General features: G+C 61.6%; 15 protein-coding genes. 8 read left to right on the forward strand and 7 right to left on the reverse strand.

Translation table 11 applies throughout. The features are described 5' to 3' along the window. The first annotated feature begins 62 nt into the window (after positions 1 to 62). The 5 genes from nhaC to rlmF all read left to right on the forward strand — a co-directional run bounded on the left by nhaC (position 63) and on the right by rlmF (position 5,160). Positions 63 to 1,526: a Na+/H+ antiporter NhaC gene (gene nhaC / locus HCI85_RS03885; RefSeq protein WP_167142139.1), complete on the forward strand. Its 1,464-nt coding sequence runs from the start codon at positions 63 to 65 to the stop codon at positions 1,524 to 1,526. Positions 1,527 to 1,737: 211 nt separating this feature from the next. Next, positions 1,738 to 3,114 (forward strand): sodium:proton antiporter NhaD, encoded by a 1,377-nt coding sequence (gene nhaD, locus HCI85_RS03890; protein WP_167142142.1) that lies wholly within the window; start codon positions 1,738 to 1,740, stop codon positions 3,112 to 3,114. A 52-nt stretch (positions 3,115 to 3,166) separates the two neighbouring features. After that, complete coding sequence (locus tag HCI85_RS03895; protein ID WP_167142145.1) at positions 3,167 to 3,463, forward strand: winged helix-turn-helix domain-containing protein; 297 nt, start codon at positions 3,167 to 3,169, stop codon at positions 3,461 to 3,463. Between the two features lie 15 nt (positions 3,464 to 3,478). After that, positions 3,479 to 4,042, forward strand: coding sequence for a VTT domain-containing protein (locus HCI85_RS03900; protein ID WP_167142148.1), 564 nt, complete (start codon positions 3,479 to 3,481; stop codon positions 4,040 to 4,042). 89 nt (positions 4,043 to 4,131) lie between these two features. Further along, on the forward strand, positions 4,132 to 5,160 hold the full coding sequence (rlmF, locus tag HCI85_RS03905; protein WP_167142150.1) for a 23S rRNA (adenine(1618)-N(6))-methyltransferase RlmF: 1,029 nt from the start codon (positions 4,132 to 4,134) through the stop codon (positions 5,158 to 5,160). Between the two features lie 10 nt (positions 5,161 to 5,170). On the opposite strand, the gene HCI85_RS03910 is transcribed toward rlmF, so the two are convergent. Together HCI85_RS03910 and HCI85_RS03915 are read right to left on the reverse strand one after the other, a co-directional pair. Beyond that, positions 5,171 to 6,409, reverse strand: coding sequence for an SLC13 family permease (locus HCI85_RS03910; protein WP_167142153.1), 1,239 nt, complete (start codon positions 6,407 to 6,409; stop codon positions 5,171 to 5,173). 233 nt (positions 6,410 to 6,642) lie between these two features. After that, positions 6,643 to 8,010: a choice-of-anchor I domain-containing protein gene (locus HCI85_RS03915; protein WP_167142156.1), complete on the reverse strand. Its 1,368-nt coding sequence runs from the start codon at positions 8,008 to 8,010 to the stop codon at positions 6,643 to 6,645. A gap of 172 nt (positions 8,011 to 8,182) precedes the next feature. Between HCI85_RS03915 and HCI85_RS03920 the strand changes: the two genes are divergently transcribed. Further along, positions 8,183 to 8,977, forward strand: a complete 795-nt coding sequence (locus HCI85_RS03920) for a substrate-binding periplasmic protein (protein ID WP_167142159.1) — start codon at positions 8,183 to 8,185, stop codon at positions 8,975 to 8,977. Positions 8,978 to 9,098: 121 nt separating this feature from the next. Continuing rightward, complete coding sequence (locus HCI85_RS03925; RefSeq protein WP_167142162.1) at positions 9,099 to 10,241, forward strand: ABC transporter substrate-binding protein; 1,143 nt, start codon at positions 9,099 to 9,101, stop codon at positions 10,239 to 10,241. On the opposite strand, the gene HCI85_RS03930 is transcribed toward HCI85_RS03925, so the two are convergent. From HCI85_RS03930 to HCI85_RS03950, 5 genes are all read right to left on the reverse strand, one after another. Beyond that, positions 10,238 to 11,524 (reverse strand): ABC1 kinase family protein, encoded by a 1,287-nt coding sequence (locus tag HCI85_RS03930; RefSeq protein WP_167142165.1) that lies wholly within the window; start codon positions 11,522 to 11,524, stop codon positions 10,238 to 10,240. The genes HCI85_RS03925 and HCI85_RS03930 overlap by 4 nt on opposite strands. Positions 11,525 to 11,593: 69 nt before the next feature. Then, the gene (locus tag HCI85_RS03935) at positions 11,594 to 12,385 is read right to left on the reverse strand and encodes a substrate-binding periplasmic protein (RefSeq protein WP_176600615.1); all 792 of its coding nucleotides are present in this window, start codon (positions 12,383 to 12,385) and stop codon (positions 11,594 to 11,596) included. 109 nt (positions 12,386 to 12,494) lie between these two features. After that, positions 12,495 to 15,929: an AAA family ATPase gene (locus HCI85_RS03940; protein WP_167142168.1), complete on the reverse strand. Its 3,435-nt coding sequence runs from the start codon at positions 15,927 to 15,929 to the stop codon at positions 12,495 to 12,497. Then, positions 15,926 to 17,146 carry an exonuclease subunit SbcD gene (sbcD, locus tag HCI85_RS03945; protein WP_167144254.1) on the reverse strand — a complete coding sequence of 407 codons (1,221 nt, stop codon included), beginning with the start codon at positions 17,144 to 17,146 and terminating at the stop codon, positions 15,926 to 15,928. The genes HCI85_RS03940 and sbcD overlap by 4 nt, the downstream gene beginning before the upstream one ends. An 8-nt stretch (positions 17,147 to 17,154) precedes the next feature. Continuing rightward, the gene (locus tag HCI85_RS03950) at positions 17,155 to 17,574 is read right to left on the reverse strand and encodes an Lrp/AsnC family transcriptional regulator (protein WP_167142171.1); all 420 of its coding nucleotides are present in this window, start codon (positions 17,572 to 17,574) and stop codon (positions 17,155 to 17,157) included. A 128-nt stretch (positions 17,575 to 17,702) separates the two neighbouring features. Here HCI85_RS03950 and yjeH point away from each other — a divergent pair, with 128 nt between their 5' ends. Next, positions 17,703 to 18,971, forward strand: coding sequence for an L-methionine/branched-chain amino acid transporter (gene yjeH, locus HCI85_RS03955; RefSeq protein WP_167142174.1), 1,269 nt, complete (start codon positions 17,703 to 17,705; stop codon positions 18,969 to 18,971). The last annotated feature ends 48 nt before the right edge of the window (positions 18,972 to 19,019 follow it).

Genomic DNA, 19,019 nt, shown 5'->3' on the forward strand with positions numbered 1-19,019 from the left:
GGGTTTCGTTTTTTCTGGGCTGGGCTTTCCAGCCACAGTTTCATTGATCGACCGGTACACCCATGACTGATACGCGCTCCCCTTCCCTGCTCGATGCCCTGCTGCCGATTGGCGTGCTGGTGCTGCTGCTGGGCCTCTCCGTCTACCTGTACGGCGACAGCTCCTCCAGCGGGCCAAACCAGATCGCGCTGATGAGCGCCGCCTTTGTCGCCGGCCTGGTCGGCCTGAAGAATGGCCTGCAGTGGGCGCAGATCGAGGAAGGCATCCTCGCTGGCATCCATATGGCGATGAAGGCCAACCTGATTCTGCTGGCGGTCGGCGCGCTTATCGGCACCTGGATTCTTGCCGGCACCGTGCCAACCATGATCTGGCTCGGCCTCAAGCTGATTTCCGCAGAATACTTCTACGTCACCAGTTGCCTGATCTGCGCACTCACCGCGCTGTCCATCGGCAGTTCCTGGACCGTGGCCGGCACGCTTGGCATTGGTTTGATGGGCGTAGCCGCCGGTTTGGGGCTGGACCCGGCGATTACCGCCGGGGCGATCATTTCCGGCGCCTACTTTGGCGACAAGCTCTCACCGCTGTCAGACACCACCAACCTGGCACCCGCCGCAGCCGGGGCTGATCTGTTCGCGCATATCCGCCTGATGCTACGCACCACGGTGCCGGTGCTGGGCATTGCTCTGGTGCTGTTCTTTATCCTCGGCCAGCAGGCAGACGGCAGCCATGACACCGCACGCATCGCCGAAGTGCTGCAGGCGCTGGAAAGCCAGTTCAGCCTGGGCTGGCACCTGTTGCTGCCAGTAGCCCTGCTGCTGTTTCTCGCGGTGCGCCAATGGGCGGCCTTTCCAGCAGTGTTTGTCGCCGCGCTGCTCGGCGGCGTGTTCGCAGTGGTGTTTCAGCCCGAAGTAATGGCGCGCCTGGCTGACCCTGCGGCCGGCAGCCTGGCGCCGCTGAAAACCGTGTGGACGGCACTGTTCGCCGGTTATGAATCCAGCAGCGGCAACCCGGCGCTGGACGGCCTGCTGTCCAAGGGCGGTATGGCCAGCATGCTCACCACGGTGTGGCTGATCATCTGCGCCATGTGCTTTGGCGGCGTGCTGGAAAAACTCGGCCTGCTCCAGCGCCTGCTGCAAAGCACCCTGCATTTGGCGAAAAGCACCAGCAGCCTGATCGCCAGCACCATTGCCACCACCATCGGCACCAATATCATCACCGCCGACCAGTACATCGCCCTGGTGCTGCCGGGCCGCATGTACCGCGCTGAGTATGAAAAGCGCGGGCTGGCCCCGGTCAACCTGTCGCGCGCCCTGGAAGACGGCGGCACCCTGACCTCGGTACTGGTGCCGTGGAACACCTGCGGCGCGTATATGGCCGCGACCCTCGGCGTGGCAACCCTGAGTTACCTGCCGTACTGCTTCTTCAATCTACTGATGCCGCTGTTGGCCATCTGCCTGGCGTTTATCTTCCCGCCGCAGCCCGTGATGCCGGCCAGCGCTGAACGCGACGACCTGTCGCAGGCCTGAGCCAAAACCCGCCCGCGACTGCGTATCCCGCGCAGTCCGGGCGCGTGAGCGCTAACCGGTCAGTCAGAAAACGCCTATGCAAGTCGCAGGCAGGCTAACTGACGATAAATACCCTCCCAATTTCTGAGCATTTCAGGCATCTTCGTCCACGCATCAAAAGCTCGCGGCACCTCTAAATCAATAAAAAAGCCCTGCAAATGGAATTCTGACCATGTATGCGTTGATGGCACTGATCTTTGTCCTCGGTTACCTGTGCATCGCCCTCGAACACCCGCTGAAAATCGATAAAGCCGCGTCGGCCATCCTGACTGCGGTGATTTGCTGGACCCTGCTGGTCCTCGGTGCGGACAGCATTCTGCCGCTGATCGGTGCTGCCACCGCCGGGGCCAGTGGCAATGACCATCACGTCACCGAAGAGCTGCGCCATCACCTGGGCGAAATCTCCGAGATCCTGTTCTTCCTGATGGGCGCCATGACCATCGTCGAGCTGATCGACGCCCATGAAGGCTTCAAGGTCATCACCGACCGCATTCGCACCAACAAGCGCGTCACCCTGCTCTGGGTGGTGGCGCTGATCACCTTCTTCCTCTCGGCCGTGCTGGATAACCTGACCACCACCATCGTCATGGTTTCGCTGCTGCGCAAACTGGTAGCGGATCAAAAAGAGCGCTGGTTCTACGTCGGTATCGTGGTCATTGCCGCCAACGCCGGTGGCGCCTGGTCGCCGATTGGTGACGTGACCACCACCATGCTGTGGATCGGCAATCAAGTCACCACCAGCGGCATCATCGCCAACCTGTTTATCCCCAGCGTGGTCTGCCTGCTGGTGCCGCTGCTGGTACTCAGCATGACCATGAAGGGCGAAATCCAGCGCCCACTGATCAGCGAATCGGACGAGGAACGCCGCGACCCGACTACGCCCTTCGAGCGCAACCTGGTGTTTGCCCTGGGCATTGGCGCTCTGGTGTTCGTGCCGGTATTCAAGACCGTGACCCACCTGCCGCCGTATATGGGCATCCTTTTCGGTCTGGGCGTGCTCTGGGTGGTCACCGAAGTGATTCACCGCGGCAAGAACGATGAAGATAAGCACCCACTCTCAGTGGTTGGCGTACTGCGCCGCATCGATACCACCAGTGTGCTGTTCTTCCTTGGCATCCTGCTGGCGGTCTCCAGCCTGGCCACTGCGGGCCACCTGACCCAGGTTGCCGTCGCGCTGCGTGAAAGCCTGGGTAATGTGTATGCGATCAATATCGCCATCGGCCTGCTATCGTCGGTGGTCGATAACGTACCGCTGGTAGCCGGCGCCATGAAGATGTACCCACTGGTCACACCGGAGGCTCTGGCGCTGGCCGGTGCCGACACCGCCTGGCTGAGCAATTTCCAGGTCAACGGCACCTTCTGGGAAATGCTCGCCTATTGCGCCGGCACCGGCGGCAGCTGCCTGATCATCGGTTCTGCGGCCGGCGTTGCGGCCATGGGCATGGAGAAGATCAACTTTATCTGGTACCTGAAGAAGATCAGTCTGCTGGCCTTCCTCGGCTACATTTCAGGGGCCGCGACCTATATCGCGATTGCCACCCTGAGCTGACCGTCAATCAGGCCGTGCGCCCTGCGCACGGCATAACACCAGGTACATGCCCATGGAAGTCAGCAAAACCCGCAGCAGCTTCTACCGCCGCCTGTACGTGGCCTGGCTGATCGACAGCGGCACGGCGACCAACGTACCCGCCTTGATGGACGCCACCGGCATGCCCCGGCGTACCGCCCAGGACACCCTGAGCGCCCTTACCGAGCTGGATATCGAGTGCACCTTTGCCCAGCAAAGCGGTGAGCGCAATAACGCCGGGCACTACGAGATTCGTGACTGGGGCGCGATCAATCCGCAGTGGATTGCCGCCAACCTGGCGCAGATAAAAGCCGTACTCGGCTACCCCTGAAGCCACGAGGCCGCCATGCGCAGTTCCTCCCGCTTGCTGCTGGTCATCCTGTTTCTGCTGGCTCTGTTCGTGCTGTTCGAAACCCTGGGCATCCGCGCGCAGTTCAACCTCGACGCCTTGCAGGCGCTGCTCCTGATGCACCCGGTCGTCGGCTTGCTGCTGTTTACCCTGCTATTTGCCCTGGGCAATCTGATCCAGATTCCTGGCTGGGTATTTCTCGCCGCTGCGGTGCTGGCCCTGGGACGGGTGTATGGCGGTGTCGTCACCTATATCGCGGCATGCGTGTCCTGCTCCGTCACCTACATCACCATTCGCTATCTGGGCGGAAACGCCCTGCGTGAGTTGAACAACCCGCTGGCGCAACGCCTGCTAAGCGGCCTTGATCGCCATCCGCTGGTCAGCATCATCAGTCTGCGCATGCTGTTTCAGACCGTACCGGCCTTGAACTACGCGCTGGCCTTGTCTGGCGTGCGCTTTCGCACCTACCTGCTCGGCACCCTGCTCGGCCTGCCGCTGCCCATTGCCCTTTACTGCGTGTTTTTCGACTACCTGGCCATGTTGCTCAATATTGCTCACTAGCGCCGGCATCCAGCGTTTACCTACAGTCGGCAAGCAACCTGCGCCCAGCTGTGGGAAAATCCCGTGCCCACGCCTTAGATCCGTCTGCCATGTCCTTGCCGCCGAAACGCCCCAGCCGAAAACCTGCCGCACCGCGCACCCCGCCCAGTAAACCTGAGGCCAATAAGGCCGATGCGAGCAAAGGGCAGTTGCACCCACGCAATCGCCATCAGGGCCGTTATGACTTTCCCGCGCTGATCAAGGCCAGCCCCGAGCTGGCAGCCTTCGTGATCATCAATCCTTATGGCAAGGAAAGCATCGACTTCGCTAACCCGGCGGCGGTCAAGGTGTTCAATCGGGCGCTGCTCAAGCAGTTCTATGGCATCCAGCATTGGGATATTCCGGCGGATTATCTGTGCCCGCCGATCCCAGGCCGCGCCGATTACCTGCATTACCTGGCCGACCTGCTGGCCGCCAGTAACGGCGGCGATATCCCGCGCGGCGCCAAAGTGCGTGCGCTGGATATTGGCGTAGGGGCCAACTGCATCTACCCACTGCTGGGCCACCGCGAATACGCCTGGCAGTTTCTCGGCTCGGACATCGCTGCCAACGCCATCGCCTCGGCCAAAACCATCGTGCAGGGCAATCCTGGCCTGAGCCAGGCGATTGAGCTGCGCCAGCAGCGCGACAGCACGCATATCTTCCAGGGTTTGCTGCATGCCGATGAGCGCTTCGACCTGACTCTGTGTAACCCGCCCTTCCACGCCAGTGCGGAAGAAGCCAGCAGCGGCAGCAAGCGCAAATGGCGCAACCTCGGCAAACTCGACCCCAAGCGCAAACTGCCGGTGCTGAACTTCGGCGGTCAGGCGGCAGAGCTGTGGTGCAAGGGCGGTGAAGCGGCGTTTGTCAGCCAGTTGATCAAGGAAAGCGCCGAGATTGGCCAGCAGGTGCTGTGGTTTAGCAGCTTGATTTCCAAGGCAGGCAACCTGCCGGGCGTGTACAGCGCGTTGAAGAAAGCCGGCGCGCTGCAGGTACAGACCGTGGAGATGGCGCAGGGGCAGAAGCAGAGCCGCTTTGTCGCCTGGACCTTTCAGACACCCGAACAGCAGCAGGCCTGGCGGCAGAACCGCTGGCAATAACCGCGGAGACTTACCAGGGCAGCCAGCCGCCCAACGCCAGCCATACCCCAGCCAGGCCCATACTCAGCAGGGTCACCGGCACCCCGCTGCGGGCAAAGTCGATAAAACTCAGCGGCACGCCCTGACGCCGCGCGCTTTCGGCGACGATCAGGTTGACCACGCTGCCGATCAGCAGCAAGTTGCCGGCCAGGGTCGACATGATCGCCAGGCCCACCAGCAAGGCCTCACTGGCCTCCGGCAACACGCCCAGCAGCAACATCACATAGGGCACATTGCCGATCAGGTTACCGGCCAGCAGCGACAGGCTCGCCAGGGTGATCACCCCGTGCGGCAGCAGGCCCAATTCGGCCAGATTACCGGCCAGACCGGCGACCTGCGGCAGGCTCATCGCCGCGCCCGTCACCACGAACAACCCGGCAAACAGCAGTAATAGGTTCCAGTCTACCTTCTGCACATAGTCACGGCTGTCCACCCGACGCGAGATCATCACCAGCACCGCGATCAACAGTGCGGAAATCTCCCGCGGCATGCTGGTGGAAAACAGCCCGAGCAGCACCAGGCTGGCCAGCAGCGGTTTCAGATAACTGCGCACACCATAAATATGCTGCACCGGGGTTTCGGCCTGAGCCGCCGGCTTGGCCGTGCCCCAGCGTTTGCGCCACTGCAGCCAGATCACCGCGTAAGTAATGGCCAATGCCGCCAGTGCGGGCGGGGCGGCAATCCAGGTGTAGGACCAGAAATCCAGACCGCCGGCCTGGCCGATCAAAATGTTCTGCGGATTACCAATCAGGCTCGCGGAGGAGCCGGCATTGCACGACAGCGCCAATGCCAGGAGAAATGGCCGTGGATCGAGGCCACGGGCCAGTAGGCTATGGCACAGCAACGGGGTCAGGGCAAAGGCGACGATGTCATTAACCAACAGCGCCGACAGCACACCGCCCAAACCCACCACACCCAGCAGCAACAGCGCTGGTTGCTCGGCATAGTGGCTGAGCTGCTGGTTAAGCCAGGCGTATACCCCGGAGAAATCGAACTGCGCACTGATCAGCATCAGCGCCAACAGCAGCAACAGTGCACCGGCATCCAGATGGCTGGCCGCCTCGGCAGGGGATTGTGCGCCGCTGACCAGCAGCAACACCGCCGCGCAGCCAGCAATCCAGCTGCGATCAACGCGCAGGCCACGGATGCCCCCTGCGGCCATGCCCAGGTAGGTCACTACAAACAGAATTGAAACGACCCAAACGGTCATGCGTCAGCTATCCCCCTCATACCCGCGCGATTGCGCTGCAGCACTCTAAAGGGCCTGAAGCTGACGGGGAACTGGCCGTAAAGAAAAAAGCGTCTGCCGCGATTTCCAACCTCGCGCAGCGACGACGCGAAAGGTAGTAGCCAGGGATGGCGGGCCATAAAAAGCCGGCGCACAGGCCGGCTTGTTTGAGACTCGGCCAGGCGCAGACGGCGCGCCTGACCGGAACAGGCGTATTACTTGAGCAGCTCGAACACCGCCACGTTGCCGCTCTTCTCCAGGCCAGTGACCAGGAAATGCCGACCCTCACGCTCAACATGGGCCAGCCCTTCCGGCGCCAGGTTGCCGGAACCTGCGCCTTCACCGGCACCCACCACTTGCAGCACCTTGGGTTGCTCGGCCTGGTCCAGATCAATCAGGGCCAGGGCATCGGCGCGCTCCAGAGTTGCCACAGCCAGACGTTTGCCGAAGGCATCGAAACTCACCACACCTTCCGGCTCACTGCCCTTGTTGGGGCTGCGCGCATCCGGGTAAACACCGGCCTGAGCGGCCATATCATCCAGCTGGCTGCCGGTATCACCGAGCAGCCTGCCGCTCATGGCATCGAATACACTGACCGTGCGCCCGCCACCGCTGGGCAGGCCAGCCTTGGTCTTGGCGATTTTCGGGTCGGTATCGCCTTCATCAGCGCTGACCAGGTAACGGCCATCGGCGCTCACCGCCAGCGCATCGGGCTCGCGCAGAGCAAACAGCTCGGCCGCCGGGGCGTACTTGCCGTCATCGACGATGTCCGCCGCATGGCGCACGGTGCCCAGGCCAAACACTTTGTCCAGCTTGCCTTGCAGCACATCCACCACAGCAATCGCGTTGTTCTCTTGCAGGCTGACGTAGGCACGCGCGCCGTCCGGGCTGAAGGTCACGTATTCCGGTTCGATATGCTCAGGGCTGGTGCCGAACGGCACTTTCAACTCTTCGCCGTCGATCACCCGCTCCACCAGACGCTTGTGCTCAGCCTGGGTCGCGCCTTCGACACCTTTCAGGTCCGGCAGGGTGATCAGGCTGTGCTTGGCCGCCGCCACGCCGCCACGCAGGTCGATCAGGCTGATTGAGCCTTCACCGCTGCGGAAACCCTCGCCGCCACGCACATAGCCTTCGCCTTCGTTGGCCACCACGATGAAGTCGCCCTTGGGCGAAAACGCCAGGCTGTCAGGCCAGATGCCAATTTCAACGGTATTGAGCAGCTTGCCATCGGCCACCGAGCGCAACTCGACGCGACCGTTTTTCAGGCCATCGCTGTTGCGGATGCACACGGCAAACAGGTCTTCGCTGGGGTGGAAAATCGCCGAGGTGATTTCCCCCGTACCGGCTGCCACCAGGTTATGCCGGGCAATGCGATTGAGCCCCTTGGCCGGGTCCAGCTGCAGCACATCGACCAAGCCTTCGGCGCTATTGGACACAATCACGCGCATGCTCGAGGCCTGCGCGCTGACAATTTCAGTGCCGGCCGCAAAGCCGCTCTCGTACAGCGCCAGGGGTTTAAGCTCAAGGGCAGAGGCCAACGGAGCCAGGGCAAACAGCGCGCAAAGTGTAGGGATTCGCAGCACAGCAACTATCCTTATGCAGAGACATGGGGATTGAACAAATCCGCAGCAGTCTTCACCCGCACGATGACGTTTTAATGAAACATTAATGGCGTTTTATCTGCGCCTGCGCAGTGGTATTACTAGGTCATTAACACGTGTTGGCGATATTCCCGGTTGTCACTAAGGGGCTTTGATGAAGTGGAAAAACCTGTTCATTGGACTCTGCCTGTTGCTGGGGCTGCCCGCGCAAGCCAGCGAACAGCCAGAACTGAAGATCAGCGTCGGCGACTGGCCGCCTTACCTGTCCAGCGAGTTACGACACAACGGGGTGATCGCCCACCTGATCAGTGACCTGCTGGCCGATGAAGGCTATCGCGTCACCTTTCAATTTCTGCCCTGGCCACGCGCTTATTCATCAGCTGCGGCGGGCCGCTTTGACGCCAGCGCGGTGTGGATGCACAAAGCCGAGCGCGAGGCGGACTTTCTCTTCAGTGCGCCATTGCTCGACGAGCAATTCGTGTTCTTTCACCTGAAAAGCCTGCCCTTTGACTGGCAGCGCTTTGATGATCTCACCGGCATGACCCTCGGCGGCGGCCTGGAATACAGTTATGGCCCGCAGTTCGATGCCTTTCTCGCCGAGAACAAGGTGAAGATGGAGCGCGTCTCCAGCGACCAGCAGAACTTCGAAAAACTGCTCAAGGAGCGTGTAGTGCTCTACCCGCAGGAGATGAACGTCGGCTACGCCGCCCTGCGTAGCAACTTCAGCGCAGAAGATCAGGCCAAGATCACCCATCACCCTAAACCGCTGCTGGTCAACCTCAGCTACCTGATGCTGCCGAAAAGCCTGGAAGGCAGCCCGGCGCTGCTCGAACGCTTCAATAAGCGCCTGCAGCTTTACCGTGACAGCGGCCGTTACCAGCGTTATTTCGATGATCTACAGCAAGGCAAGTACCAGCTGGAGCCGTCAGCATCACCCACAAACGAGTAAAAACCGGTCTTTTATGCACAACTGACTAGAGTGTTTTAGAGGATCACATGCACAGCCAGAACAAGAAGAAATGGACGAGCAGGTCCTGCAGTCGCCTGCAATCAGGGCAAGGAGCGTATCGATGACCTCTCGACAGCTGCTGCGTGGCCTGGTGATCAGCTGCCTGCTGATACCGGGTTTTGCCAGCGCAGCGGAGCCAGGCCTGAGCACGGATGAAGTGCGGATCGGCATGGTCAATGCGCAGAGCGGCCCGGCGGCAGCCCTGGGGTTGGGCATGCTCAATGGCGCTCAGGCCTACTTCAAGCGCGTCAACGCCGAAGGCGGTGTGCATGGCCGGCGCATCACCCTGCTCAGCCGCGACGATGGCTACGAGCCCAGCCAGACCGCCGCACACACCCGCAGCCTGCTGAAAACCCAGCAGGTGTTCGCCCTGCTCGGCTATGTCGGCACGCCCACCTCACGCGCCGCCGTGCCGCTGGCGCTGCGGGCGCAAGTGCCTTACCTGTTCCCCTTTACCGGCGCCGAGTTTCTGCGCACACCGGCAAGACCTGGGGTGTTCAATATTCGCGCGTCCTATATCGAGGAAACCGAGCATCTGGTCGAGCGCATGACCCAGGACCTCAAGCTGAGCAAGATCGCCATCCTGATGCAGGACGACTCCTTCGGTGAATCGGTCAAGGGCGGCCTTAATGGCGCCCTGCTCAAGCGCGAGCTGAAGATTCATGAGCAAGCGCGCATCCAGCGCAATTCGCTGGACGTGACTGCTGCCATCCAGGCCTTGCAGCGCACCCGGCCGGAAGCGGTGTTCTTTGTCGGCACTTACAGGCAACTGGCGGCCTCGATCAAACAGGCGAAAGCGCTGGGCTTCAATACACGCTTTATCAGCGTGTCGTTTATCGGCACCGAGGGGTTTATCCGTGAGATCGGCAGTGATGGCGATGGGGTGTATATATCCCAGGTAGTGCCCTCACCTGACGACCGTTCGCTGGCGCTGGTGCGCGCCTATCAGGCCAATATGCAACCCGGCGATTTTGACCATGCCTCGCTGGAGGGCTATATCGGCGCGGCGGTGTTTACTCAGGCGTTGCGCAAAGCCGGTACTGAGCCTACGCGCGAGACGTTTCTCGATGCGCTTGAACACCTCGAAACGGACCTGGGCGGCTTCAAGGTGGCGTTCTCGCGCAGCCAGCATCAGGGCTCCAGCACGGTCTTCCTGACCCGTATCGAAAATGGCCAAGCCGTACCCGTTAAAACCATGCGCTAACGCCCAGCCAGCTGCACCTGCAGCAGATCGGCCACCGGCAGCGCCACACCGAGGCGGCTGAGGTTCCAGTAATGCCCTTCCAGCGTGCGATTGACCAGTAAGGTGGCCGGTGCCGGTTGCAGACTGCCCAACGCACCCAGCACATCGGGTAACAGCCGTTGCACCTGCTCATGCAGCGGCGTGGCAGCAAAGTCCCAGTGCACACCAGGTTGCAACAGCGGCCCGAGCAAACCATGCAGCTGGCGGTACAAGCCATAGGGTGTGGTGGATTGCGGCTGGCGTGTTCCCAGCGCCTGGAAGGCCTTTTCCAGCTGTTCGCCGTCGCGAGCCTGCAGCGCCTTGTAGGTTTGCACATAGGCCGCCAACAAGGGCGCGGACAGCGTCTGCACACAGCCGAAGTCATATACCACCAGCTCACCGGCAGCGGTGTAAGCGAAATTGCCCGGATGCGGATCGGCATGCAGCAGGCCCAGCTCAAAGGCTTGGGCACTCAACCAGCGCACCAGCGTCAGGGCCAGGCGCTCACGCACGTCGGCACTGGCCTGGCTGACCTCGGCAAACGGCAAACCGGCCTCCTCACTGAGCGCCAGCACACCGGGCCGGCACAGGTCCTCCTGCGGCTGCGGCAGACGCAAGCCAGGCCAATCGGCGAAATGCGCGCGAAAGTCCTGCAAGCGGCGCATCTCCGCTGGGTAGTCCAACTCAGCTTCAATCACGGCTGCCAGCTCTTGATACAGCCCTTCCAGCTGTGCGGCCGGCGCGCGGAACAGACGCCCCAGCGGCAATAAGCGGCGCAGCTGGCGCAGATCCGCCTGGCAGATCTCGGCGATGCCTGGGTATTGCACCTTGAGCACCAGCGCCCGACCATCCGCCGCGATAGCGCGATGCACCTGGCCAAGGGACGCAGCGGCGAAAGGCTGCTCATCAATCTGCTGGAAGAACTGCCCAAGGTCCGCGCCATACACCTGCTGCAGGTGCCCGCGAAGTGCGCTGAAGGGCAAGGCCGGTACGCGGTTCTGCAGCGAGGCCAGCGCCTTGGCCACCGGCTCAGGCAACACACCCTGCCACTGCGAAGCCATTTGCCCCAGCTTCAGCACCGGGCCTTTCATCTCACCCAGGACATCGGTGAGCAGATCGCCCACCGGCTGCCAATCAATCGCGCTGCGCCCTGGACGCAACCGTTGTCCCAATACGCTACCGCCGATACGTGTGGCCGTACCGGCCAAGGTCAGAAAGCGCCCAAGCGCAGAGGCAGACGGTGGAGCGGCGGGAGGCTTGGCCATGCAGCAATACTCATTGAGGCGAAGCACGATCATGCACCTGCCCTTGACAGGCTCCAAGCATTAACCGACTCAGGGCTGAGAGCGTGCCAGAAAATCCCGCACCTGCTGCCGATACGTCACCGACTCGCGCTGACGCTCAATTTCATCCCAGATACGCGCGGCATACGCGGGGTTATCCGCCACATAGGCGTTGGACAGCATCAGGTAGTAGGCCTTCTCTTCCAGCGGCAGTTTGACCTTCTCCAGCAGCGCTGCCAGCTCAGGATTGCTCTGCAGCACAAAGTCGCCACGCAGGCTCTGTAGCGCCGCCGCTTCGATGCGTTTAAGGCTGAGCATCTGCAACAGCGCCAGGGGATCACGGCTGGTTTCATCCACCTCGGCGCCCTGAGCGCGAATAAAATCGGCAACCGAAAAGCCGCTCAAAGCCCCCACCCGCCCATGCAGTTGGCGAAACTCTTCACCATCCCAGCTCACCAGACTGTCTTTGCGTCGGTACAGGGCATAGATCGAGGTGTGCAGTCGCTTGCGTTCATCCAGCCGGCCCTCGGCATCCTGTGGGTAGCGACCGAGAAGCAAACGCTCCTCCTTAAAGCTGGAGGCAAAAGCGCCGTCATAAGTACCTTGAGCAAGCCCGGACAGGCAGCGTTTCCAGGGTACGGCAACAAAGCTGAACTGCACTGGCAAGGCATCGGCAACCAGGCGCAGCAGCTGCAGATTGAGCCCGCGGCCGTCGGCCATCACCCAGGGGTAAGAGTTCTTGTCTTCATAACAGAGGGTCAAAGCCTCGGCCGAACGTGGGGCCGCGTGGGCATCAAAAACCAGGCAACAGCAGCACAGCAGGTAGATCAACAGCTTGGCCAATTGCAATGCTCCGAGACAGTGGAAAGCGTCGTTTCCTGATAATGGGTGCGGCTTCCTGCGCGCTGTTTTTCAGTATAGGTAGGCATAGCCCAAGCAACGCTGGCGCAGATCAATTGTCTCGAACACTCACCGCAAAGCGCTTATCCAGGCCGCTGTAGCCCATGCCGACGCCCTTGTGCACTTTCAGCTGCACTGGGATGCGCTCCTTGAGCGCCTCGACGTGGCTGATCACGCCAATCATCTTGCCGCTGGCGTTGAGGTTATCCAGGGCATCCAGCGCCACCTCGAGGGTTTCGCCGTCCAGGGTGCCGAAGCCTTCATCAAGAAACAGTGAGTCGATACTGGTTTTATGGCTAACCAGATCGGACAGCGCCAAGGCCAGGGCCAGGCTGACCAGAAAGCTCTCTCCACCGGACAGGGTCTTGGTGTCGCGCGCCGCATCGGCCTGCCAGGTGTCGATCACCTCCAGCTCCAGTTCTCCGCTGCTGCGCCGCGCCAACTGGTAGCGGCCGTGCAGGCGTTCGAGCTGCTGATTGGCCAGGTAGACCAGATGATCCAGGGTCAGTCCCTGGGCGAACTTGCGGTACTTGGCGCCATCGGCCGAGCCGATCAGGCTGTTAAGTTGCTGCCATAAGTCGTATTCACCCTGCTTGGCTTGGATCTCGGCAAACAGGCTTTGCTGGCCTTGCCTTCGGGCGTCGTCACCTTGCAGCTGAGCGCGGATTTCGCCCTGGCGTTCGCTTAGGGCTTTTAGCTGGACGTTCAGAGCAAGCAGCTGCTCATCCAACTGCGCCAGGCTAAGCGCGGTGGCCGGGCTAGCTTGTAGGGCGGCCAATTGCTGCGTGGCGGCACGGACCAAGGCCTGAGCATCGTTCAAGGCCTTCTCCAGACGCTGACGCAATTGCTGCAACGCGGCACGCTGCGCCTCATCCAGCAAGGCGGCCAGATAATCGGCTTCGGCATTATAAGGGCTGGCAACCAGAGCGGCCGTCCACAGCTGCTCGGTCTGTTGCAGGCGCGCCTGATCATCCTGCAGACGGCTGGCCAGGGCCTGACGGCTACCGGAAAGCTGCTGCTGGCGGCGCTGCGCCTCTTCCAGTTGCATCTGCGCCTGCTGCAAAGCCGCCTGCGCATCGGCGGGCTTGGCCAAAGCCGGTTGATCGGCCAGGCCCAATACATCCCAGCGTTGCTGCCAGAGCCGGGCAAGCTGAGCTGCGTTTTGTAGCCCATGATCCAGCTCGCTTAACTCGCGCTGTAAATCCAGGCACTGCTGCTGATTGTGCTGCCAGCGCTGCCACTCGGCCTGACGCTCAGCCAGCCAGGCGCTGGCGTCGTCCGGCAGCTGATAGTCGAACTCGGCCAAAGCTTGGCTTAGGCTGGCGCTACGCTCGCTGGCAACCTCCAGCAACTGCTGCACGCGCAATTGCCCTTGCTCACTCTGCTCCTGACGTTGCTGCAGTAGCAGGCGATTAAGCGCCTGCTGCTGTTCCAGCTCGCTGCACAGTTGCTGCAAACCCAACCGCGCCTGCTGGCGTTGCTCAAGTTGGCTGTTGAGCTGTTGCAGCTGTTCAAGACACTGCTGCAGTTGTTGCAACTCAACGCTCTGCTGCGCCTGCTGATCAGCCAGGGCAATGGCATCGGTCAGCGGGTTTTCCAGCTGCGCGCTAAGCGCCTGCCAGCGCTCGCCCTGCTCGGCCTGGGTCTGCTGGCCACGCTCGAACTGCTGCTCTTGCTGCTCCAGGCGCGCGGCGAGCTTTTCCAGCTCGCCAGCCAGTTGCCGACCTTGTTCAGTCAGGGCTTCCAGCTCAGTGCGCTTGCTATTGAGCAGCGTCTTGGTCGCCGACACATCCAGGGCCTGGTAGGCACTGATCGCCGGGTGAGACTCGGAGCCACACAGCGGGCAGGCCTCGCCGGGTTGCAGCTGGGCGCGATGGGTTTCCAGAGCCTGGATTCGCTGCTCCTGCTCCAGCAGCTTTTCCTGGGCCTGCACCTGTTGCTGCAGGTCCTTGTAGCTCAGACGCAGCTGCGCCACTTCGGCGTTCTTGGTTTGATGTTGCTCACGCAATAGCGTCAGCGCACTGGCCAACTGCTCTTGCTCGCCCGTCAGGCGCTGTTGGGCCGCTGCCAGTTCGCCCAACTGCGTCAGCACACTGCCATGGATATGCAGCTGCTGCCAGCGCTCACGCAGGGCCGCTTCGCTGCGCCCAACCAATAATTCATCGCGTTGCTGTTGTGCGACCTTTTCCTGCTCGCGCGATTGTTGCAAACGGGCCTGCTCGGTGCTGAGCTGTTCAGCCTGCTGACCGAGCTGCGCCTGCAGGGCGGCGATGGTTTCTTGCAGTTGCTGCTGGTTCAGTTGCAGCTGGGCGATTTCCTCAATCTGTTGCTCGCGTGCCTTTAGCTGCTCGCCCCAACTGCCCAGCTGCTCACCCAGACGGCCATGCTGCGGCTGCGCGGCCAGTTGTTGCTGCACCTGCTGCAGACGTTCGGCCAGTTGCTGGCGCTGCGCCTGGCAATCGGCAAGCAGCAAGGCGCTAAGTTCGCGAGCCTGCCAGCTGTGCTCGGCAACAGTCTGCTCAATCTGGCGCTGCTCAGCGGCATTCTGCTGCAAGCCCTGCTCGGTCTGCGCCAGGCTTTGGCGGGCATGCTGCCAGTCATGGTGCAACGGCTGCAAACGCAGCGCCGGTTCGCTAAAAGCCAGTTGCGCCAGCTGCGGCTGGGCCTGTTGTAACTCCTGTTGCGCCGCCTGCTCGGCCTGCTGGCTGGCGTGCAACTGAGTCTGGGTCTTGCTCAGCTCCTCGCACCAGCGGCGCTGGCGCTGCAACTCGGTTTGCTCTGTGCCCAGGGCAGCTTCATCAATAGCCAGTTGCTTGGCCTGCGCTTGCAGCTCGGTACGCTGCTCTTCGCTTAGCAGCTCGACACCATCAGCGCGTGCACGCAGCTGGTCGAGAGCGACTTTCACCTCGCGACACTGCTCGAATACCCGCTGAGAAATCTGCCCGTAGATATCGGTACCGGTTAGTTCTTCCAGCAGCTCGGCACGCTGGTTGGCGTTGGCTTCGAGAAAGGCAGCGAAACCGCCCTGAGCCAGCAGCATGGATTTGGTAAAGCGCTCGAAATCGAGACCTGTGAGGCGCTCGGTCTCACGCAGCTTCTCGTTGATCTTGTCGGTGATGATCTGCCCACTGGCATCGGCCAGTTCGACCTTGGGCGCCTGCAGTGCGCCGTCTGCTTTATCGCGGGCACGACGCTGACTCCAGAAGGCGCGGTAACCCACGCCCTTGACCTCGAATTCGACCTCGGCCAGGCAGTCGGCGGTATGCCGGCTCATCAGTTCATTGGCGCTGGCCGACACCGTGCTCATGCGCGGCGTGCGGTGGTAAAGCGCCAGGCAGATGGCATCCAGCAGCGTGGTCTTGCCCGCGCCGGTCGGCCCGGTGATAGCGAACAGACCGTTGTCCTTGAACGGCTCGGCGTTGAAGTCGATCTTCCACTCGCCTTTGAGCGAATTGAGGTTTTTCAGGCGCAGGCTGAGGATTTTCATACGTCACCCTCACGCAACTCGCTGACCACCTGCTGATACAGCGCCAGCATACGGGCCTGTTCGCGTTCATCGAATGATTCGTGGCTCAGGCGTTGGGCGAATACATCATCAACGCTTAGCTCATCCAGGGTTTCCTTGGCCTGGCCCTGCAAGCTCGCGCTGGCATTACCGCGCTCGCGGCGAATGCGCAGCACCTCCACCGGAAGGCCGTCGCATAGGGCGGCGATACGCAGCTGCAAATCATTCAGGTAATCGTCGGTACCGACCAGCACTTCCAGCCATACCGGCAGCTCGACACTGCCCTGCTCCGCCGCTTGCTTGATCTGCCCGTCCAGCTCTTTTAGCGAGCCGCGTAAGGACAGCAACGGCTGAAAACGCGGCACCGGCAGCGCCGTGATCTGGCGCAAGCCGTTGCTATCCAGCTCCACCAGCAGCACCTCTTTCTGCTGTTTGGCTTCATCGAAGCTCAGCGCAATCGGCGAGCCGCAGTAGCGGATATGCTCCAGGCCGCCGACCTTCTGCGGCCGGTGGATATGCCCCAGGGCGATATAGGCCGCCGGCGGAAAGGCACTGGTGGGAAAGGCCTCTAGGCTGCCGACATAAATCTCGCGCACCGAATCGCTGGCACTGGCACCCACAGTAGTGAGATGCCCCGTGGCAATAATCGGCAGATCACCTCCCAGTTCGGCACGCTTCGCCTCGGCCAAGGCGTAGAGGTCCTGATAGTGTTGCTGGATCGCCTGTTGCAGCGACTGCTGCTTGTCCTGGGAGCTCTGTCCGGCCTGGCTAAGTAATACATCGCGCGGGCGGATAAAGGGGATGCCACAGAGGATCGCACCCGGCGAGCCGTCGCGCCGATGCAGCACCAGCAGCTGTTCATCCAGCTGCTCGCAGACGCCGGGAATTACCCGCGTCCCCAACTGCGCCAGCAGCGTCTTGCTCTCACCAAGCATGGCCACTGAATCGTGATTGCCGCCTAGCACCACCAGCTCACAGCCGGTGCCACGCAACTCGACGATAAAGCGGTTGTACTGTTCGCGGGCGTAGCTCGGCGGCGCGCCAGTGTCGAAGATATCGCCGGCGATCAGCACGGCATCGACCGCATGCTCGCGTACCTGTTCGATCAGCCAGGCGCAGAACGCCTGATGCTCGGCCTGGCGGGTCTTGCCCATAAAGTGCTGGCCGAGGTGCCAGTCGGAGGTGTGCAAAATGCGTATGGGCTGAGTCAAAACTGCCAGTCCTTGACCACCATATGGGTCTTCACTTTCTGCATACCGGGGAAGTTTTCGATCTCGCCGCGAATCTCGCTCAGGCGCTGCATCGACGCGGCTTCGATGGACACCAGCATATCGGTCTCACCGCTGATGCCACTGCAACGGCGCACTTCCGGGTATACGCGCATCAGCTCGACATAGTGCTCGCAGCGCCCGCCCTGGTAGAACAGCTCCAGATAGGCCTTAATCCCAGCAGCACCCGGCACCGTCACCTGGGCGTGATAGCCGCTGATCACCCCAGCGTGCTCCAGCTGACGAATCCGCTCGCTGACCGCCGAACGCGACAGGTTGACCTCGCGGGCGATCTGGCTGACGGGCAAACGCGCATCGGCGCGTAACAGGGCGAGTATCTGCTGATCGAACTTGTCCACGCGGAGCTCTCGAAAAAGGCAATTTGACGGCCAAATGCGCCAGATCGTCGGTTAAAGCCGACGCTTCGCCAGCAGCCTGTAACAGGCGGGCGATTTAACATGGCGAACGAAACCGCAGAGCATACAACATGAGTCGTCTGAACCCGGAATTGGGCCTGCTGCAAGGGATTGGCCTGCTAAGTACTTCACTGCTGGGCACCGGGATTTTTGTGATCCCAGCGCTGGCCGCCACTGCTGCTGGCGAGGCGTCGTTATGGGCCTGGATGCTGCTGATCGCTCTGGTGCTGCCAGTGGCGTTTACCTTCGCTCAGCTGGGTCGGCACTTTCCCTATGCTGGCGGCGCGCCGCATTTGATTGGCCGCGCCTTTGGACCGCGGATGGAGCGTATCAGCGCGCTGCTGTTTCTTGCGGTGTTGCCAGTGGGTTTGCCGGCAGCGCTGAATATTTCCACCGGTTTTTTCCAGGCCTTGTTTGCCATCGGCCGCGGTGAAGCGCTGCTGATTCAGCTCGCCACGCTGGGGGCGATGTTGCTCCTCGGCCAACGTCCGGCAAAGGCCTCGGGCATGATGCAGGGGGCGATTGCCTTGGCGATTATTGCCACGGTGGGGTTGATCTGGTGGGCCGGTGATTTGCCCCACGCCAATCAACCTTTGCTGCCGGAACTGAGTGGTTCCTGGCATCTGTTGCCCGTCGCGCTGGGGGTGATGTTCTGGTGTTTTGTCGGCATCGAAGCCTTTACCCATATGGGCGAGGAGTTCAAGAACCCTGAACGCGACTTCCCACTGGCGCTGCTGTTGGGTGTGCTGCTGGCAGGCCTGGTGTACTGGGCCTTTTCGGTGGCGGTATTGAGTTTTCATGCCTACGGCGATGTGCAGGCCGATGCTGCGTCCCTACCGCGTATGCTCGACCAACTGTTCGGCGCCAAGGCCCGTTGGCTTAGTGCGCTGATCGGCTACTTGGCCTGCTTTGCTTCGATGAATGTCTATGTGCAGGGCTTTGCGCGGTTGATCTGGAGCCTGGCCGATGAAGGCAAATTGCCGCGCCCGCTGGCCCAACGCAACCATCACGGTGTGCCGGCTCGCGCCTTGTTGCTGGTGGTGATGATCTGCGCCCTGTGCGCCAGCTTGGCAGCGGTGATGCAGCTGTCGGTGGACCAACTCATCCGCTATGCCAATGGCAACTTTGTGCTGATTTATCTGTTCAGCATGGCCGCTGGCTGGGTGCTGTTAAAAGGACTGTGGCGGTGGGTGGCGGCGTTTAGCGCGCTGCTCTGTGCCCTGGTGATGGTCGCCCTGGGCAACGACGCCTGGTACGCCGTGTGCCTGCTGCTGGTCTTGGCGGCGCTGGACTCTATTCGCAGCCGTCGTACGCCGACCTCACCCTCTTCGGCGCATTAACCGCAGGCAAAAAAACTGGCGCGCCAACCACGGGCGCCAGTTTTTTTC

Origin of the sequence: Pseudomonas sp. OTU750018 (assembly GCF_011636575.1) — a bacterium.
GTDB classification, from domain to species: domain Bacteria; phylum Pseudomonadota; class Gammaproteobacteria; order Pseudomonadales; family Pseudomonadaceae; genus Aquipseudomonas; species Aquipseudomonas peli.

Excerpts from the sequence above, each read along its gene's own strand:
- nhaC (WP_167142139.1), top strand. The coding sequence starts at position 63 with ATGACTGATACGCGCTCCCCTTCCCTGCTCGATGCCCTGCTGCCGATT.
- yjeH (WP_167142174.1), top strand. The coding sequence starts at position 17,703 with ATGAGTCGTCTGAACCCGGAATTGGGCCTGCTGCAAGGGATTGGCCTG.
- HCI85_RS03895 (WP_167142145.1), top strand. The coding sequence starts at position 3,167 with ATGGAAGTCAGCAAAACCCGCAGCAGCTTCTACCGCCGCCTGTACGTG.
- HCI85_RS03900 (WP_167142148.1), top strand. The coding sequence starts at position 3,479 with ATGCGCAGTTCCTCCCGCTTGCTGCTGGTCATCCTGTTTCTGCTGGCT.
- rlmF (WP_167142150.1), top strand. The coding sequence starts at position 4,132 with ATGTCCTTGCCGCCGAAACGCCCCAGCCGAAAACCTGCCGCACCGCGC.
- HCI85_RS03925 (WP_167142162.1), top strand. The coding sequence starts at position 9,099 with ATGACCTCTCGACAGCTGCTGCGTGGCCTGGTGATCAGCTGCCTGCTG.
- HCI85_RS03930 (WP_167142165.1), bottom strand. The coding sequence starts at position 11,524 with ATGGCCAAGCCTCCCGCCGCTCCACCGTCTGCCTCTGCGCTTGGGCGC.
- HCI85_RS03910 (WP_167142153.1), bottom strand. The coding sequence starts at position 6,409 with ATGACCGTTTGGGTCGTTTCAATTCTGTTTGTAGTGACCTACCTGGGC.
- HCI85_RS03940 (WP_167142168.1), bottom strand. The coding sequence starts at position 15,929 with ATGAAAATCCTCAGCCTGCGCCTGAAAAACCTCAATTCGCTCAAAGGC.
- HCI85_RS03920 (WP_167142159.1), top strand. The coding sequence starts at position 8,183 with ATGAAGTGGAAAAACCTGTTCATTGGACTCTGCCTGTTGCTGGGGCTG.
- nhaD (WP_167142142.1), top strand. The coding sequence starts at position 1,738 with ATGTATGCGTTGATGGCACTGATCTTTGTCCTCGGTTACCTGTGCATC.